14 protein-coding genes and 2 tRNA genes are annotated in these 15314 nt (G+C 65.3%); 3 read left to right on the top strand and 13 right to left on the bottom strand.

Annotated features, from left to right (window positions below; all coding sequences use genetic code 11):
* Window positions 1-5 precede the first annotated feature (5 nt).
* The 9 genes from M1D74_RS12230 to M1D74_RS12270 all read right to left on the bottom strand — a co-directional run bounded on the left by M1D74_RS12230 (window position 6) and on the right by M1D74_RS12270 (window position 9460).
* Window positions 6-1154: an ABC transporter ATP-binding protein gene (locus tag M1D74_RS12230; protein WP_458115467.1), complete on the bottom strand. Its 1149-nt coding sequence runs from the start codon at window positions 1152-1154 to the stop codon at window positions 6-8.
* On the bottom strand, window positions 1144-2838 hold the full coding sequence (locus M1D74_RS12235; RefSeq protein ID WP_309124574.1) for an ABC transporter permease: 1695 nt from the start codon (window positions 2836-2838) through the stop codon (window positions 1144-1146). The genes M1D74_RS12230 and M1D74_RS12235 overlap by 11 nt, the downstream gene beginning before the upstream one ends.
* The gene (locus tag M1D74_RS12240; protein ID WP_458115468.1) at window positions 2835-3863 is read right to left on the bottom strand and encodes an extracellular solute-binding protein; all 1029 of its coding nucleotides are present in this window, start codon (window positions 3861-3863) and stop codon (window positions 2835-2837) included. The genes M1D74_RS12235 and M1D74_RS12240 overlap by 4 nt, the downstream gene beginning before the upstream one ends.
* Window positions 3864-4011: 148 nt before the next feature.
* Window positions 4012-4926, bottom strand: coding sequence for a DUF2797 domain-containing protein (locus M1D74_RS12245; RefSeq protein ID WP_458115469.1), 915 nt, complete (start codon window positions 4924-4926; stop codon window positions 4012-4014).
* 91 nt (window positions 4927-5017) lie between these two features.
* A complete protein-coding gene (locus M1D74_RS12250; protein ID WP_458115470.1) occupies window positions 5018-5584 on the bottom strand; it encodes a type 1 glutamine amidotransferase domain-containing protein in 567 nt (188 codons plus the stop codon).
* Window positions 5585-5651: 67 nt separating this feature from the next.
* Window positions 5652-7076, bottom strand: a complete 1425-nt coding sequence (locus M1D74_RS12255; protein WP_458115471.1) for an ATPase — start codon at window positions 7074-7076, stop codon at window positions 5652-5654.
* A gap of 126 nt (window positions 7077-7202) precedes the next feature.
* Window positions 7203-7276, bottom strand: a tRNA-Met gene (locus M1D74_RS12260).
* A 55-nt stretch (window positions 7277-7331) separates the two neighbouring features.
* Window positions 7332-7403: transfer RNA gene (locus tag M1D74_RS12265), tRNA-Thr, on the bottom strand.
* A 152-nt stretch (window positions 7404-7555) separates the two neighbouring features.
* Window positions 7556-9460, bottom strand: a complete 1905-nt coding sequence (locus tag M1D74_RS12270) for a DEAD/DEAH box helicase (protein ID WP_309071454.1) — start codon at window positions 9458-9460, stop codon at window positions 7556-7558.
* Between the two features lie 424 nt (window positions 9461-9884).
* On the opposite strand from M1D74_RS12270, the gene M1D74_RS12275 reads away from it, so the two are divergent.
* Complete coding sequence (locus M1D74_RS12275; protein ID WP_458115472.1) at window positions 9885-11657, top strand: BCCT family transporter; 1773 nt, start codon at window positions 9885-9887, stop codon at window positions 11655-11657.
* A gap of 23 nt (window positions 11658-11680) precedes the next feature.
* Here M1D74_RS12275 and M1D74_RS12280 read toward each other — a convergent pair whose 3' ends face one another.
* Both M1D74_RS12280 and M1D74_RS12285 read right to left on the bottom strand, forming a co-directional pair.
* Window positions 11681-12346, bottom strand: a complete 666-nt coding sequence (locus M1D74_RS12280) for an MOSC domain-containing protein (protein ID WP_458115473.1) — start codon at window positions 12344-12346, stop codon at window positions 11681-11683.
* Between the two features lie 35 nt (window positions 12347-12381).
* Window positions 12382-13131, bottom strand: coding sequence for an SDR family oxidoreductase (locus M1D74_RS12285; protein WP_309071457.1), 750 nt, complete (start codon window positions 13129-13131; stop codon window positions 12382-12384).
* Between the two features lie 65 nt (window positions 13132-13196).
* Here M1D74_RS12285 and M1D74_RS12290 point away from each other — a divergent pair, with 65 nt between their 5' ends.
* A complete protein-coding gene (locus M1D74_RS12290; RefSeq protein ID WP_458115474.1) occupies window positions 13197-14369 on the top strand; it encodes an amidohydrolase in 1173 nt (390 codons plus the stop codon).
* 3 nt (window positions 14370-14372) lie between these two features.
* The gene (locus M1D74_RS12295) at window positions 14373-14825 is read left to right on the top strand and encodes a hypothetical protein (protein ID WP_309071459.1); all 453 of its coding nucleotides are present in this window, start codon (window positions 14373-14375) and stop codon (window positions 14823-14825) included.
* Window positions 14826-14831: 6 nt separating this feature from the next.
* Here M1D74_RS12295 and M1D74_RS12300 read toward each other — a convergent pair whose 3' ends face one another.
* On the bottom strand, window positions 14832-15074 hold the full coding sequence (locus M1D74_RS12300; RefSeq protein ID WP_458115475.1) for a hypothetical protein: 243 nt from the start codon (window positions 15072-15074) through the stop codon (window positions 14832-14834).
* A gap of 5 nt (window positions 15075-15079) precedes the next feature.
* Entirely contained in the window at window positions 15080-15265 is a 186-nt protein-coding gene (locus M1D74_RS12305) for a maleylpyruvate isomerase N-terminal domain-containing protein (RefSeq protein WP_458115476.1), read from the bottom strand.
* Window positions 15266-15314 lie beyond the last annotated feature (49 nt).

A 15314-nucleotide genomic window follows, 5' to 3' on the forward strand; every position in this document is an offset into this window, starting at 1 on the left:
GGGTGCTACCTCGAGGTGGGGACGGGCGACGGCTCCGGCAGCTGCAGTGCGCGGCCGGCGGCGGCGATCGGGGGCTCGGTGATGGCTCGGTCATTGACCAGCAGGGTGGGGGATGTTCCGGGAGCGACAGTCACGCTGACCCGGGTCCCGGGTGCATAGCGGACGTGGTGCGGCTGCCAGGACCGCAAGGTCCTGCCGGATGCCAGACGGACGTGGTGCAGGACGAAGGCGCCCCGATACTCCTGGGACACGACTTGCGCAGACGCACTCGGATCGAGGGCGAGCGCTACTTCGTGAGGCCGGAGCACGACGTCGACATCGACGTCGCAGTTCGCCCAGCCCGGCACCGTCGAGACCACACCGATCTCGCAGGTCAGCAGCGCATTGTGAACATTCGCCGGGAGGAAGTCCGCGTCTCCCATGAAGGACGCCACGAATCGTGTGCTCGGTTGCTCGAAGACCCGTTCGGGCGTATCAGCCTGCTCAATCACGCCGTCGCGCATCACCACCACGCGGTCCCCCACGGAGAGCGCTTCGGTCTGGTCATGGGTCACGAGCAGGCTCGTGGTGCCCGTTTCCTGTAACACCGCGACAATATCCGAGCGCACCCTGCCGCGCAGGGTCTCGTCCAGGCTGGAGAACGGCTCGTCCAGGAGTACGACGGCGGGGCGGGGCGCCAAGGCACGCGCAAGGGCGACGCGCTGCTGCTCTCCACCCGAGAGCTCGTGCGGATAACGGGCAGCAAGGTGGTTCAGGCGCACCAGTTCCAGGACCTCGGCAACGCGCTGCTCCCTTTCTCTGGCCGGCAGGCGATTGACCCCGAAGGCGACGTTCCGGGCGACGGTGAGATTGGGGAACAGTGCGTGGTCCTGGAAGACCAGTCCCACCCGGCGTCGTTCGGGTTCCTGGAACCGCCGCCGGTCGGCAACCACCTCCCCAGCGATCGAGATCGATCCGGAGTCCGGGCGCTCAAGGCCGGCGATCAGCCGAAGCATGGTCGACTTTCCACACCCTGACGGCCCGATCACGGTCACCAATTCACCGGCTGCCACCGTCAGATCCAGTGCTTTGGCTGCCGAGACTCCGCCGTAGCGCCTGCTGATTCCCTCAAGGGTCAACGCCGGCGTCGTGACGTCGATCAGGTTACTGGCCATGCGCCACCGCTCCGTTCTTGAGGCCGGCCGTCCGGCGGAAAAGGAAGTACACGGGAATCACTGCCACCACGACGATCCCCAGGGCGGGCAGCGCTGCCTTCTCCCAGAAGTTTTCACGGGCCAGCTCGTAGACCCATACAGAGATGGTGGTGAAACCGAAAGGCCGAAGCAGGAGCACGATCGGCAGTTCCTTCACGGCGTCGATCGCCACCAGTACCAGCGCTACGGCTGCACCGCGGCGGGCCAGCGGGAGGTGTACGCGGGTCAGGAGCCTGCGCGGCGTCGACCCGAGACTCAGCGCGGAGAAGGTGAGGGCGGGGGAGATTTTGGCGAAGCTGGCGTCCACAGCCTGGTAGGCAGGGGCAAGGAACCTCACGAGGTAGGCGAAAAGGATGCCGGCTACTGAGCCGGTCACGAGCAGGCCGGTCCCACCCGGGACTCCTGCAACCTCGAGCCACTCATCCAGCCGGGCGAAGGCAATGAGCACACCGATACCGATCACCGCGCCCGGCACGGCATAACCGAAGGTGGTGAGCTGCGCTGCCGCTGCCACAACCGGGCCGCCGCCCAGCCGCTGTGCGTGTCCGATCATCAGCGCAAGCGCCGCACACAACAGGGCAGCAATCGAGGCAACGGCAATGCTGTTCACGAGGTATTGGGCGAAGCGCGGATCCAGCAACGGCTCGGAACCGCCGACGGCCTCGCCGATGGCCCATCCGACCAGCTGGGCAACAGGAAGGGCGAACCCCGCGCCGAGCACGGCCAGGCCCACGAAAGCGGCTGCCCAGCCGGTCCAACCGGTGAGCCGCCGGGCACGCAGCCCTTCACCGCGGCCGTGCTTCTGGTGGAAGCGGGAGCGTCCGCGGAGGAGCCGTTCACCGGCCAGGACCGCGACCGCGAACAGGAGCACAAGCATCGAGAGCTGCGTTGCTGCCTGGAACTCGAAGCTGCCCTTCCACACCAGGTAAACCCCGACGGCGACGGTCTGGACATTGAAGTACTGGACGGTTGCGAAGTCCGTCAGGGTTTCCATCATCACCAGCGCAAGGGCAGCTGCAAGCGAGGGCCTCGCCATCGGCACCACCACTCTCCACAGCGTCCGTGAGCGGCTGGCACCGAGGGTGCGTGCGGCGTCGTACGTTGTGGCGCTCTGCTCAACCAGCGCCGAACGGGCCAGGAGGTAGACATACGGATAGAGCGTCAGTGACATCACGACGACAGCGCCGAGCAGGGTTCGAACCTCCGGCAACCAGGCGCCGGGGCCAAGGACCGTGCGCAGGAATGACTGCACCGGTCCGCCCACATCGAAAGTGGAGAGGAAGACAAAACCGAGGATGTAGGCCGGCATGGCCAACGGCAGCACCAGCGCCCACGAGAGCAGGTTGCGGAGGGGAAAGTCGTAGGCAGTGACCAGCCAGGCCAACCCGCCCCCGATCAGCAGCGTGCCGGTGCCCACCCCCGCCATCAGGAGAACCGTGGTGAGGATCATGGGACCGATGTCCTGCGGCAGGCTGCCGGAGTTCAGGCTTCCCAGCCCGTCGATCACCACCGCGACGACCGGAGTTGCCACCAGCAGGGCTGCCAGCAGGACTGCCGCCGACCACAGCGGACGGCCGTTCCCGGTCAGCAGGCGCCGGCGCCTGCCGGAAACGGCGGCGTCAACCAGGACAGCCGGGTCACTCACTTGTAGCCGGCCTCAGCCAGTACGTCGATCGCTTCGGCATTCAGGTCACCGTACGCTTCAGCGTTCAGCGGCATGCGGTTGAACTCACCGAATCCGGCGATGACCGGTTCGGGCTCGGCCTCCGGATTGACCGGAAACTCATGGTTGGCGTCGACGAAGGAATTCTGTCCCGTCGTGGCGAGCCACTCGATCAGTTGCTGCGCCTGCTCGGCGTTGTCGGAGTTGGCGACGATGCCCGCCCCGGAGATATTGACGTGGGTACCGGCGCCCTCCTGGCTTGCCCAGTAGAGGTCCACGGCAAGGTCAGGGTTTTCTTCGAGGGTGCGGGCCAGGTAGTAGTGGTTGTTGATTCCCACGTCGCAGGCGCCGGCGTCGATCGCTTCGAGCAGCAGGACGTCATTGCTCATAATGTCCACCTCATTGGCGACCCACCCTTCGACGATCTCAAGGGCGCGGTCGCGTCCGTGCAGGTCGATGAGGCTCGCAACGAGTGACTGGGTATACGACGAGGTGGCGTCGCGCATGCAGAGCCGCCCCTTCCACTTCGAGTCGGCCAGTCCCGCGTAGCTGTCGGCGGCGTCGAATTCTGCCGGATCGACGTTGTCCGGGTTGTAGGTCAGGGTCCTGGCCCTCATGGCGAGTCCGAACCACTGCCCTTCGGGGTCGCGAAGATCCTCCGGCACGGCTTCGTCCAGCGTGGCCGACGACGTCGCGGCCAGCACATCCTGACGGGCAGCGTTCCAGAGGTTGCCGGCGTCCACGGTCATGAAAACGTCGGCAGGCGTGTCGCTTCCTTCCGCCTTGAGCCGCTCGAGCAACTCGGCATCATCACCGGTGATGAACTCAACGCTGATGCCGGTTTCATCGGTGAATTCGCCGAACGCACCCTCCAGGTCATAGTGCCGGGCCGTGTAGATCTGCAGGTCGGCAGGCGCACTGCCAATGCCAAGGACGCCGCAGCCCGACAGCGCCAGCATGGGGATGGTGAATGCAGCGCAGGCAGCAGCGAGCTTCGGTCGGTTCATGAGTTGGTACTCCTGGAGGTAGCGGCAGCGGCCGCAGGCAAACGAACAAAGGTAAGCCTAACCGAACCTATGTTTGCCCAGCGAATAGTGTTTCCCCAGGTGCTTCACATCCGCCTTCCCCCTCGTGTGGGATTCCCGGGCGGAGTCCTCAGAACAACTCGTCCTGGACGGCAACCGGCGCGGACCGGAATTCGCCAAGCTCAATACGGCGTCCGCGCAACAATGTGAGGTTCAGCAGGAAGCGAGCTTCCGGAAGCTCGAACAGCGCGGTCTGCCCGAGGAGCGCCAGCACCCGTCCCCCGTGGTCCCCGGCGTCAAGGCTGAGAGGGTAGACCGGCGCCCGCGCCGTGAGCACCACGGGCCAACTTTCCGGTGCCTCCCACTGCTCCTCCACCGCCTCGAACCCGTCGATATCCATCCCCTGGGCAAGCAGGGCCTGGACGACGCCGGCGGCCTCCCGGTTCTCTTTGTCCACTTCCGGCGATGCCAGGGGGCGGAAGAGCGCGGCAGTCTTCGTTGCCGACCGCACAGCCTGCGGCAGGCCGGCATGCCGGGTGACTGCGTCTTCAAGGACCCGGACAACGCGGCCGTCCTCGGCGTGGGCAACGTAGCGGGCGACGACGGCTCCCTGTTCCGCGAGCCGGGTCCACTTGCTGCGGTCCGATGCCGTGCCCACCTTGGTGGAGCCGTCAGCGAACGTGGCGACATACAGCCAGTGGTCCTGCGCGAGGTAGGCGGTGAGGCCCTCGGGCGCCACTCCCGAGCGGTGCACGTCGTGCATGAACCGGAAGTCGTCCCGGGCGAAGCAGGGTCCGCACTGGTAACCGCGGTCAGCCGTCCGTTGTTCGGGACAGGGAAAGGATCGGCGTCCGTTGGCGCCAAGCGCCTTGGAATAACCGAGGCAGAACCGCTCTCCGCTGCGGCTGAGGATCCGGAAGCCCAGGAAAGTCGGCAGACCGGTCAGAGGCATGGGCGTCACAGCGCCCTGCGGGCTGGCGAGCGTCAGTGATGGGCCGGACCTGCTCCAGGACACGCCGTGGCACAGGAAAGGTCCGGTAAGCATGTCGCCACGCTACCGGACCTGTGGTTGAAGCCGCCCGGCCGCCACGCAAACCGTCAGGGACGGGGCAGCCGGGCGAAACAAAGGAGGAGGGTCAGGCGGTCTGCCCCTCGTGCGGACCCTCGGCGATCTCCTCGAGCACCTTGTCGTTGAAGGCCGGGAGGTCATCGGGGTTACGGCTCGTCACGAAGCCCTGGTCCACCACAACCTCATCATCGGTCCACTGCGCGCCGGCATTTCTGAGGTCGGTCTCAAGCGTGTGGTAGGACGTCATGGAGCGTCCGCTCACCACACCGGCCTCAATGAGCAGCCACGCCGCGTGGCAGATCGCCGCGACGGGCTTGTGCTGCTCGAAGAAGCTGCGGGTGAAGGCCTGCGCGTCCTTGTCAACGCGCAGGTGATCGGCGTTGACGACTCCACCGGGCAGTACCAGCGCGTCGAAGTCCTGAGCCTTCGCCTGGCTCACCGTGAGGTCGACGGGGAACGTATCGCCCTTCTCGGTGCCGTTGAAGCCCTGCACTGAACCCTCGCTGGGGGCTACGAGCGTTGGCACTCCACCGGCGCCCTTGACGGCTTCCCAGGGGCTGGTCAGCTCGACCTGTTCGACGCCGTCCGTGAGCAGGAAGGCCACTTTCTTGCCGGAAATATCGTGCATAGTCATGCTTCCTCCATTCCGTTGGCTTACATATCCAGCCTAGGAATGATCGGAATGATAAGCAAGCTGAGTATCAGAGCCCGTCGGCAACAGCGGCGGCGGCGGCGAGCCACGAACTCTGGGTCGCCGGCTTGAGAGCCCCCCATCGGATGCGGCCCTTCAGCAAGGCCACGTCGTACGGGATGGTCACTGCCGCGCGGGCCAGCTGTCCGAATCCATCGGCGATGTGCTGCGCCTGCGCTGCGGTACCGTTCTTGTCCGACTGGCTGACTATGACGACGGCGTTCTGCGACAGTTGGGCGTACTTGCCGCCGCGGCCGCGCAGCGCCTCGAGCAAAAGGGCGCCGGCTTCCGCATGTTCCTCAAGCGTGGTGGTAGCGATCACCAGCTGGTCGGTGTGGTGAATCATGCGCAGCCAGCGCTCTGCCGTTTCATCGTTCCCGGAGTCGACGATGTTCAGGCGGAAATACTTGGACGCCACCTCGTGGAGAGCGTCGAAGTCGTCAGCGGTGATCTTCTGTTCGGAGGCGAGCACGTCCGGCTTGGACCGGAGGACATCGTACTTGTCTTCCGTCTGGTGGTGGACATACCGGGCGAGCAGCGCGGACTGCGCCGAGGGTGCCAGCAGCTGGCTGGTCTCGGGCAGCAGATCCATGACCGAGGAGTTGTGCGGGCCCTGCTCGGTCCGCCAGCCGAGGGTGCCGCGGGTTTCGTTGTTGTCCCAGGCGAGCACCGGTCCCCCACCGTTCCGTGCGAAGACGGCGGCAAGCATCACGGTGGTCGGGGTCTTGTTGGCGCCGCCCTTGCCGTTCACCACGGAGATGGTGCGCGGGCCGGGCCAGTGCTGGCTCACGGCGCGGGTATGGGCACGTGCAGTGAGCTCCCGCTGTGACGGGGCCATGCGGATGCCCAGGCGCGAGAGCAGCCCCCGCAGTCCCGTTTCTGCGGGGATAGTGCCGTTATCTGCGGCGAGGAAGGAACGACGTCGGCCCTCCTCCTGCCTGCGCGTCTGTCGGGGAGGATCGGCGGGAGCGGTCGGGACGGTGGGAACAACCGGCACCTCAGTGACCGGCGTCGTGGTTCGGGTACCCGTTTCTGACTGCATTGCGTCCTCGGATGCTGCGGAAGGGGCTGCCACCGGTGCCGGGGGCACCGTGCTCACCGCGACCGGTGCCTGCTGGGGAAGAACAACGGGGACCGACATGGTCCGGACGCTGTGGGCTGACTCGTCGAAACGGATGTCGAGCACCGGGCGGCGGACTGTGTCCTCGACCGGCTCTGCCGCCGGAGACTGGGCTGGTGCCGGCTGGGCTGGCGCCGGGGACTGCGCTGGTACCGGCTGGGCAGCCTGCGGTGCGGGTGTCAGGCGGTCCGCGAACCGAGGGACTTCCGAGATGGGACCTGTGCCCGGTTCACGTCCGGAGCGGCGTCGGCTTGCGCGGGTCGGAAAATCTTCCGGGTTTTCGCCCGGCCCCCAGGCCGAATCGTTATCAGTCATGGTTCCTTGTCCTGTCGATGTGCCTCGGGCCCATACTATAAGGAGGCTGACCACAGCCCGCCCGCAGCGGGACCAGCCGAAAACACAGCAGGCCGACAGCTCTCTGAGCCGCCGGCCTGGTATCTGTAGCGGTGGCGGGACTCGATCCCGCGACCTCACGATTATGAGTCGTGCGCTCTAACCAGCTGAGCTACACCGCCACAAATGAGACTGCCCGCATTCAATCTTACGATCTTCAGCGGGCCTCCCATTTCGAGCCCCCCACCGGAATCGATCCGGTGACCTCGTTCTTACCAAGAACGCGCTCTACCACTGAGCTAGGGGGGCAACAGCAGAAAACTTTACCAGCTAAATCGCGTGCTGAAAAATCGAGCCCCAGGGGCCCGTTTGGGAGCTGAACCGACCCCAGAAACAACGACGCCGGTCTCCGCAACTGCGGAAGACCGGCGTCGTTCTAGTTCCCTACAGGGAGAGCAAAATCACCACTTGTCGCGACGGCCGGTGCCGGCGCCGGCACCCTTCTTGTGACGGGCCTTGCGGTCGTCGGAGCCAAAGCCGCGGTCATTGTGCGTTCCCTCGCTGCGGAAGTCACTGCCGTGGGAGCGCTCGGCGCGGAAGTCGCCGTCCCCCTTGCGGTGCGGCTTCTTGAAGTCGCCGGCGGGACGCTCGCGGTTGGGGCGGCGCCCCTTGTCCAGCTCGAGGTGGATCAGCTCGCCGCCGATGCGGGTCTTGGACAGCGCACGCCACTGGTCCTTGGAGAGCTCGGCTGGGAGCTCGACCAGGGTGTGGTCCGCACGGATGTCAATCCCGCCGATTTGCGACGACGATAGTCCACCTTCGTTGGCGATGGCGCCAACGATGGAGCCGGGCATGACGCGCTGGCGACGGCCGACTGCGATGCGGTAGGTCGCATTGCCCTCGGTGAGGGTGCGCGTGGGGCCGCGGGAGCCGAAGGCGTCCTTGCGGCCGCCTGCGCGTTCCTTCTGACCGACAGGTGCCTGCGGGATGTCCTTGACCAGGAGCGGGTTTCCGCCCTGAGCCATGACGGCCAGTGCAGCAGCAATCTCCGCCGCGGGCACATTGTGCTCATCCTCGTAGTTCGCGATCAGGTCACGGAAGATCGAGACGTCCTCGGTGGCGAGGGTCTCCGTGATGCGCTCCGCAAACTTGTTCAGGCGCAGCTCGTTGACGGCCTCCGTCGAAGGCAGGTGCATCTGTTCCACCGGCTGGCGGGTTGCCTTCTCGATGGAGCGCAGCAGGTACTTCTCACGCGGCGTGATGAACAGGATGGCGTCACCGGAACGGCCCGCACGGCCGGTGCGGCCGATGCGGTGCACGTAGGACTCGGTGTCATGAGGGATGTCGTAGTTGACCACGAGCGAAATGCGCTCGACGTCGAGGCCTCGGGCTGCGACGTCCGTTGCCACGAGGATGTCAATCTTGCCGTCGCGCAATGCCTCGATAGTGCGCTCACGCTGCTGCTGCGGGATGTCACCGTTGATGGCAGCGGCCTGGAAGCCCCGGGAACGCAACTTGTCCGCCAGGTCTTCAGTGGCCATTTTAGTGCGCACAAAGGCGATGATTCCGTCGAAGTCCTCGACCTCAAGGATGCGGGTCATGGCGTCGAGCTTGTGCGGGCCCATGACCTGCAGGAACCGCTGGCGTGTGTTGGCGCCGGTAGTGGTCTTGGACTTGACCGTGATTTCCTGCGGGTTGTTCAGGTACTTCTGGGCGATGCGGCGGATAGCACTCGGCATGGTCGCCGAGAACAGCGCGACCTGCTTGTCCTCCGGGGTTCCGGCGAGGATCTGTTCCACGTCGTCAGCAAAGCCCATGCGCAGCATCTCGTCGGCTTCATCGAGCACGAGGTACTGCAGGTTGGACAGGTCCAGCGATCCCTTGGACAGGTGGTCGATGACACGTCCCGGGGTACCGACAACTACCTGGGCGCCGCGGCGCAGGCCTGCAAGCTGGGGGCCGTAGGCGGAACCGCCGTAGACGGGCAGCACGGTGAAGTTGTCGATGTGCTTGGCGTAGGAGGTGAAGGCCTCGGCAACCTGAAGCGCGAGCTCGCGGGTCGGAGCCAGGACCAGGACCTGCGTGAACTTCGCGGGACCGTTGAGGTCTGCCAGCTCGGCCATCTTCGACAGTGCCGGGATGGCGAATGCTGCGGTCTTACCGGTTCCGGTCTGGGCCAGACCGACGACGTCGCGCCCTTCAAGCAGGGCCGGAATGGTGGCTGCCTGGATCGGCGAAGGCTTCTCGTAGCCGACGTCGGAGAGGGCAGCAAGGACGCGGCCATCCAGGTTGAAGTCGGTGAACTTCACGTCCGGAGTTTCGGTTTCAGGGGTGACGGAGGCGTCAGGGGACAGGTTTTCAGGCATGGGGAAGTTGACCTTCACTAGGAGCCGGGCGGCTGCGATGAGCCGTATGAACAGGAAATCCAGCGCTGTTTCAATCCCGCGGCAGGACCTTACATTCCAGCTTCGGCCGCTCTCACAGCGGTGAAGTGCAATGTTCTGATGACCGGCGCTCCCTGAATGAATCTGCCCGCTTTGCTTATCGCTGCGGGCCCCAACACAACCAATCCATGCCGCTTCAGGGCAGGAATAAAGGGAAAACCGGTGTGGGGGATGTTTCAAGTGTAGCGTACTCGCCTGATCCGGTTCCCCACTTCGGCGCCGTCCCGGGCGTGAGGATGCCCACAGGTTGCGATCGGGCGATCTACCGCTCGTTTGCAATGCCTATCCAAGCGCGAAAAACTGGTGATCCGAATTTGCTCACAGCTCGCAGCTTTGAAGGGTCGTCATGAAATCAGAACGGGAATCATCCGCGGAGGAAATGTCGTCCGGGAAGCAGCGAGGCGGCCGCAAGGGCGTGATTCTCGCTCCGAGGATCTTCTGGCCCGCTCTGGTCATCATCCTCGCTGCCGCACTGCTGGCAATTGTCTTTCCCGAGGGCACCGGGTCTGTCCTGTCAGCCGCACAGACCGGAGTGGTAGCGGTCTTCGGCCCGTACTACATTCTTGCCGTCGCAGGATTTGTTGTCTTCTCCGTGTGGATGGGGCTGAGCCGGTTCGGCGATATCAAGCTGGGCAAGGATGACGGCGAGCCGGAGTTCAAGCTGCTCTCCTGGTTTGCGATGCTTTTCGCTGCCGGGATGGGAATTGGTCTCGTCTTCTGGGGCGCAGCGGAGCCGTTGAACTTCTTCGTCAACCCCAAGCCCGGGGTCGAGGGGGATGCAAGGGATCTCGCGAACGCGGCCATGACGCAGACCTACCTGCACTGGGGTTTCCACGCGTGGGCCATCTACGCCGTCGTCGGCCTTTCGCTGGCTTACGCCATTCACCGCAAGGGCAGGCCGGTTTCCATCCGTTGGGCTCTTGAGCCGCTCCTAGGCAACCGGGTTCGCGGACGTGTCGGAGACGTCATCGACATCATCGCGATTGTTGGCACCGTCTTCGGTGTGGCAACCTCGCTCGGGCTCGGAGTGCAGCAGATCTCGGCAGGACTGGTTCAACTGGGAGCGTTCAGTGAGACCTCTGATGCGCTCCTGGTGGGGCTCATCATCGTCATCACCTTCATCGCCATCTTCTCCGTTGTCAGCGGGGTCGACAAGGGCATCAAGTGGCTCTCGAACATCAACCTCGGGATGGCCGGGGTCTTCCTGATCGCTGTCCTGCTCCTCGGCCCCACACTCTTCCTGTTCCGTGAGTTCGTCCAGGCGCTCGGAGGCTACCTGCAGTCCGTCGTGGGACTGACCTTCGATTCGAGCGCGTTCGCCGGACAGGAAGGCCGCGACTGGCAGGGCTCCTGGACCATCTTCTACTGGGGATGGTGGATGTCCTGGGCGCCGTTCGTTGGCCTCTTCATCGCCCGTATCTCCCGCGGGCGCACTGTTCGCGAGTTCGTACTAGGCGTGCTGCTCGTTCCCTCGATGGTCAGTTTCATCTGGTTCGCCGTCATGGGCGGAACCGCAATCGACCGCGCATTCGAGGACTTCAACGGCGGACTGTTCGATCCCGCGGAAGGCATCGTCTCGGAGAGCGTTCTGTTCAATCTCCTCGAGGGCCTGCCCCTGGGCGGACTTCTGTCCATCATTGCCATCGCGTTGGTGGCAATTTTCTTCATCACCTCCTCTGACTCCGGTTCCCTGGTGGTGGATATGCTGGCCTCCGGCGGCGAGACCAATCCGCCGAAGTGGAGCCGGGTGCTATGGGCTTCCCTGGAAGGAGCCCTGGCGATCGCACTGTTGCTCGCCGGCGGCCTTGCTGCCCTTCAGACCGGATCGATCCTCACGGCGCTACCCATCAGCGTGGTGATTATCGGCATGTGCATCAGTCTCTACAAAGCCCTACATGCCGAGCACCAATTACTGGTGCGCGCGGAACGTCGTCAACGCCGGGAGGAGTTGCAGCGGGAGATCGGCGAAAGCGTCACCAGTGAATTGTCCGAGAACTTCAGCGAGCACTTCGGCGACCAGGTGGACGACCGCATCGAGACCGCGCTGCCCAGCGAGATCGACACTCGTCCCCGTCCCTGGCTCCCCCGCCGCAGGTCCCGGCCGGAATCACGCACCTAGGCACGCAGTCCGGCACCCAGCGGCTAGGCGGAAACCTGCTGTGCCGGCGGGCGCTGCGCCTGCACGCGGGCGAGCACCTTGGTGACGTCGGGGGTGAGCTTGGCCCCGGCGTCGTGCGCTGCCTGCAGCCTGTCCGCCTGCTCCGGCGAGGGACCGGCAAAAAGCTGGCCGACGGTCACACCGTGCGCCGGGCGGTGTTCGACGACGACGGGGTTCCCCGCCTCGATCTGGCCGCCCCTGACCACGCGGAGATACGTGCCGATCCGGCCCTCGCCCGCGAAGCGCTTCACCCAGTTCGGCTCACCAAGGTAGCGGGCGAAGTTGACGCACGGGGTCCGAGGCTCGGTCACTTCCAGCAGCACCTCCCCGATACGCCACCGTTCGCCGATGACCGCGTGCGACGCCTCAATTCCGGAGACGCGCAAATTCTCTCCGAACTTGCCGGGCTCCATTTCGCGTCCCAGTTCTGCTGACCAGAAGTCGGCGTCCTCCTGGGAGTAGGCATACACGGCCTTGGACGGACCGCCGTGGTGTTTGCGGCTGGCCTGGATGTCGCCGGTGATTCCGAGGGGGTGCACCTTCACAGGCCCTTCGGCCGCCCGTTTGTCGATAGCGGTGACGCCGGTGGAGTCCTTGGTAGGCAGCAGGGCGTGAACGCGGCACACGGCGAGAAGGAGACCAGCAGTCATGGAATGATCCTAACCGGCTACTTCCGACGGGAACTTCAGGCGGAGAACCCGCCGTCAGCCTTGACGAGCTGACCGCTGATCCAGCGTCCCTGCTGTGAGAGGAGGAAGGCGACGACGCCGGCCACATCCGCCGGTGTGCCCAGCCTTCCGGTTGGCTGCTGCCGGGTAAGCGCTTCGCGCACGTCATCGGTCATCCACCCGGTATCCACCGGACCCGGATTGAGCACGTTGGAACTGATGTTCCGGCCGCCGAGTTCGCGGGCAGCGGCGATGACGATGCGGTCCAGCGCGCCCTTTGACGCACCGTACGGGAGGTTATGCACGGTGTGGTCACTTGTCAGTGCGACAATGGCGCCGCCGTCGTCCGGGCACTGCAGTGCGAAGGCGCGGATGAGCTGCCAGGCGGCGCGGACGTTGACCGCGAAGTGACGGTCGAAGCTTTCCAGGGTCGTGTCGAGAATGGACGAGTCAACACTTTCTGTGTGCGAGAGCACCAACCCGGTCAGCGGCCCCAGCTCTGCTGCGTCCTGGATGAGGGCTTCGGCAGCGTCCGGCTGCTCAAGGTCCGCAGGCAGGAGCGTCACCCGCGATCCGATCGCTTCCAGTTCCGCCGCCAGGTCACGGAGCTCCCCGTACGGATCCTCAGCCTGGTTCACGCGCTGGTCGTAAGGGTGCCAGTAGGAGAGCACCAGGTCCCATCCGTCAGCAGCGAGTGCACGGGCTATTCCTGCACCCAGCCCCGCGGTTCGCCCTGCACCTGTCACCAGGGCTGATCGTCGCATCATCGCATCAGTGTAGGCAGACGGTAAGTTTGAGTGTGACCCCCATCATCGGCGAAAGGTCTCCACCCATGACTGTCACAGCATTCATCAACGCGCACGTGGTCCCGATCGAGGGTGAACCCTTCGATGGCACCGTCGTGATGGAAGACGGAAAGATCTCCGCGCTCGGCGCCGACGTCGCCGCACCGGAAGGGGCCGATGTTGTCGACGCCGCCGGCAGATGGCTTCTTCCCGGTTTCGTCGACGCCCATGTGCACCTGGGTACGCACGAAGAGGGCGAAGGCTGGGCGGGCGATGACACCAACGAGATGACCGACCCGGTCACCGCCGGTGTCCGCGCCCTGGATGCCGTGAACCCATTCGACCCCGGCTTCGACGACGCCCTTGCCGGTGGAGTGACAGCCGTAAACATCAATCCCGGGTCCGGCAACCCCATCGGAGGGTTGGCCGTCGCTATCCACACTCACGGCCGGTATATCGAGGAGATGGTGCTGCGCTCCCCCAGCGGGCTAAAGTCGGCTCTCGGCGAGAACCCCAAGCGTGTGTACGGGGAGAAGAAGCAGACGCCGTCCACCCGGCTCGGCACCGCGATGGTGATCCGCAAGGCCTTCATGGACGCCCAGAACTACATGGGCAAGGCGGACGAGAACGCCCGGGATCCCAAGCTTGAGGCACTGGCCATGGTGCTGCGACGCGAAATCCCCTGGCGCCAGCATGCGCACCGCGCCGACGACATCGCGACCGCGCTGCGCATCGCTGACGAGTTCGGCTATGACCTGGTCCTTGACCACGGCACCGAAGCGCATCTGCTCGCGGACGTGCTGGCCGAGCGCGGCGTACCGGTCCTGATCGGTCCGCTGTTCACCACGAAGTCGAAGGTGGAGCTGCGCGGGCGTTCCATTGCCAATCCGGGCAAGTTGGCGAAGGCCGGCGTCGAGATCTCAATCATCACCGACCACCCGGTCATCCCGATCAACTTCCTCGTGCACCAGGCGACGCTGTCCGTGAAGGAGGGCCTGGACCCCGTTACGGCGCTGCGCTCCATCACCATCAACCCCGCAAAGGTGCTCGGGCTGGCAGAGCGCATTGGTTCCCTTGAGCCGGGTAAGGACGCCGACATCGTGCTCTGGAGCGGTGACCCGCTGGACGTCATGCAGCGTGCCCTCACTGTCTGGATCGGCGGCAAAGAGGTCTACCGCTACGACGAAGACGCGCGCACCGGCGTCGTCGCCCCCCGCTGATCCATGGCACGCAAGCCCCGCCCGGACCTTCCCCCGCGGCCGCTGACCATCCGGGCTGCGATCGCCGTGGCGGCACTGGTCGGCGTCCTTTTCCTGATTGCCGCGGGCTCATTCCTGCTGTCGGCGGCTTCTCAGGAGATTGACCGGGCGGGGCTTATCGGCCTCGGCGCACTGCTGGGAAGCATCGCACTTGTTCAGTTGACCCTGGTACTGGGGTTAAGGCGGGGCAAGCGCGGCGCCCGGGAACTTCTGACAACCATCGCGATCATCGTCGGCGTTCCGATCCTCGTGCGCAGGACACCGGGGCTTTCCGTGGTCTCCGCCGTCATGCTCGTCGGGGTGGTGCTGATGTGGTTGCCGACGTCGACCGCCTGGTTCCAGCGCATCAGCCCCAAGCCGCAGAACAAGTGGGTGCGGCTGGCCAGCCGGACGGTCAGTCCCTTCCGGAAGCGCTGACAGTGGTCAGCCGGCCGTCGTCCAGTGGGGGTCCCGGCCGCTGAGAGCGATGACGCGTTCGAGTTCGGAGGCGCCGTCGGGCACCGGAACCGCCGGGCCGAATAACCCTTCGCGGGATTCGCCGGGGGCGGACATCGCCTCCACGAACTGGGTTGCAAGGCCGAGCGCGCCGGGATCGCACTCAAAGGCCTGGCCGGTCGCCCGGGCGAGGTCCCAGCCGTGGATGACCAGTTCGTCGGCGGCGACCATCGCGGCTACCGGTCCCGGCAGGTCGACTCCCCCGCGGTGAAGGCAAGTGACAGCCCGTCGATGTGCTGCAACAGGACCTCAACGGGGTACTCCCGGCACGGAGTCGGCAGTGCGAGCTGCTCATCAGCGACGCCCTTCACCAGAGCAGCCAGATGCGCCGCTGCCAGACCAAGATCAACCTGTGTGTCCATGCGACCCAGTATGCCGACAACCGCGACTCTTGTTGAGAGGTTCGCTGCC

The organism is Arthrobacter sp. D2-10, from assembly GCF_054161285.1.

Excerpts from the sequence above, each read along its gene's own strand:
- M1D74_RS12295 (WP_309071459.1), top strand. The coding sequence starts at position 14,373 with ATGGCACGCAAGCCCCGCCCGGACCTTCCCCCGCGGCCGCTGACCATC.
- M1D74_RS12285 (WP_309071457.1), bottom strand. The coding sequence starts at position 13,131 with ATGATGCGACGATCAGCCCTGGTGACAGGTGCAGGGCGAACCGCGGGG.
- M1D74_RS12290 (WP_458115474.1), top strand. The coding sequence starts at position 13,197 with ATGACTGTCACAGCATTCATCAACGCGCACGTGGTCCCGATCGAGGGT.
- M1D74_RS12245 (WP_458115469.1), bottom strand. The coding sequence starts at position 4,926 with ATGCTTACCGGACCTTTCCTGTGCCACGGCGTGTCCTGGAGCAGGTCC.
- M1D74_RS12280 (WP_458115473.1), bottom strand. The coding sequence starts at position 12,346 with ATGACTGCTGGTCTCCTTCTCGCCGTGTGCCGCGTTCACGCCCTGCTG.
- M1D74_RS12275 (WP_458115472.1), top strand. The coding sequence starts at position 9,885 with ATGAAATCAGAACGGGAATCATCCGCGGAGGAAATGTCGTCCGGGAAG.
- M1D74_RS12230 (WP_458115467.1), bottom strand. The coding sequence starts at position 1,154 with ATGGCCAGTAACCTGATCGACGTCACGACGCCGGCGTTGACCCTTGAG.
- M1D74_RS12250 (WP_458115470.1), bottom strand. The coding sequence starts at position 5,584 with ATGACTATGCACGATATTTCCGGCAAGAAAGTGGCCTTCCTGCTCACG.
- M1D74_RS12240 (WP_458115468.1), bottom strand. The coding sequence starts at position 3,863 with ATGAACCGACCGAAGCTCGCTGCTGCCTGCGCTGCATTCACCATCCCC.
- M1D74_RS12300 (WP_458115475.1), bottom strand. The coding sequence starts at position 15,074 with ATGGTCGCCGCCGACGAACTGGTCATCCACGGCTGGGACCTCGCCCGG.
- M1D74_RS12305 (WP_458115476.1), bottom strand. The coding sequence starts at position 15,265 with ATGGACACACAGGTTGATCTTGGTCTGGCAGCGGCGCATCTGGCTGCT.
- M1D74_RS12270 (WP_309071454.1), bottom strand. The coding sequence starts at position 9,460 with ATGCCTGAAAACCTGTCCCCTGACGCCTCCGTCACCCCTGAAACCGAA.
- M1D74_RS12255 (WP_458115471.1), bottom strand. The coding sequence starts at position 7,076 with ATGACTGATAACGATTCGGCCTGGGGGCCGGGCGAAAACCCGGAAGAT.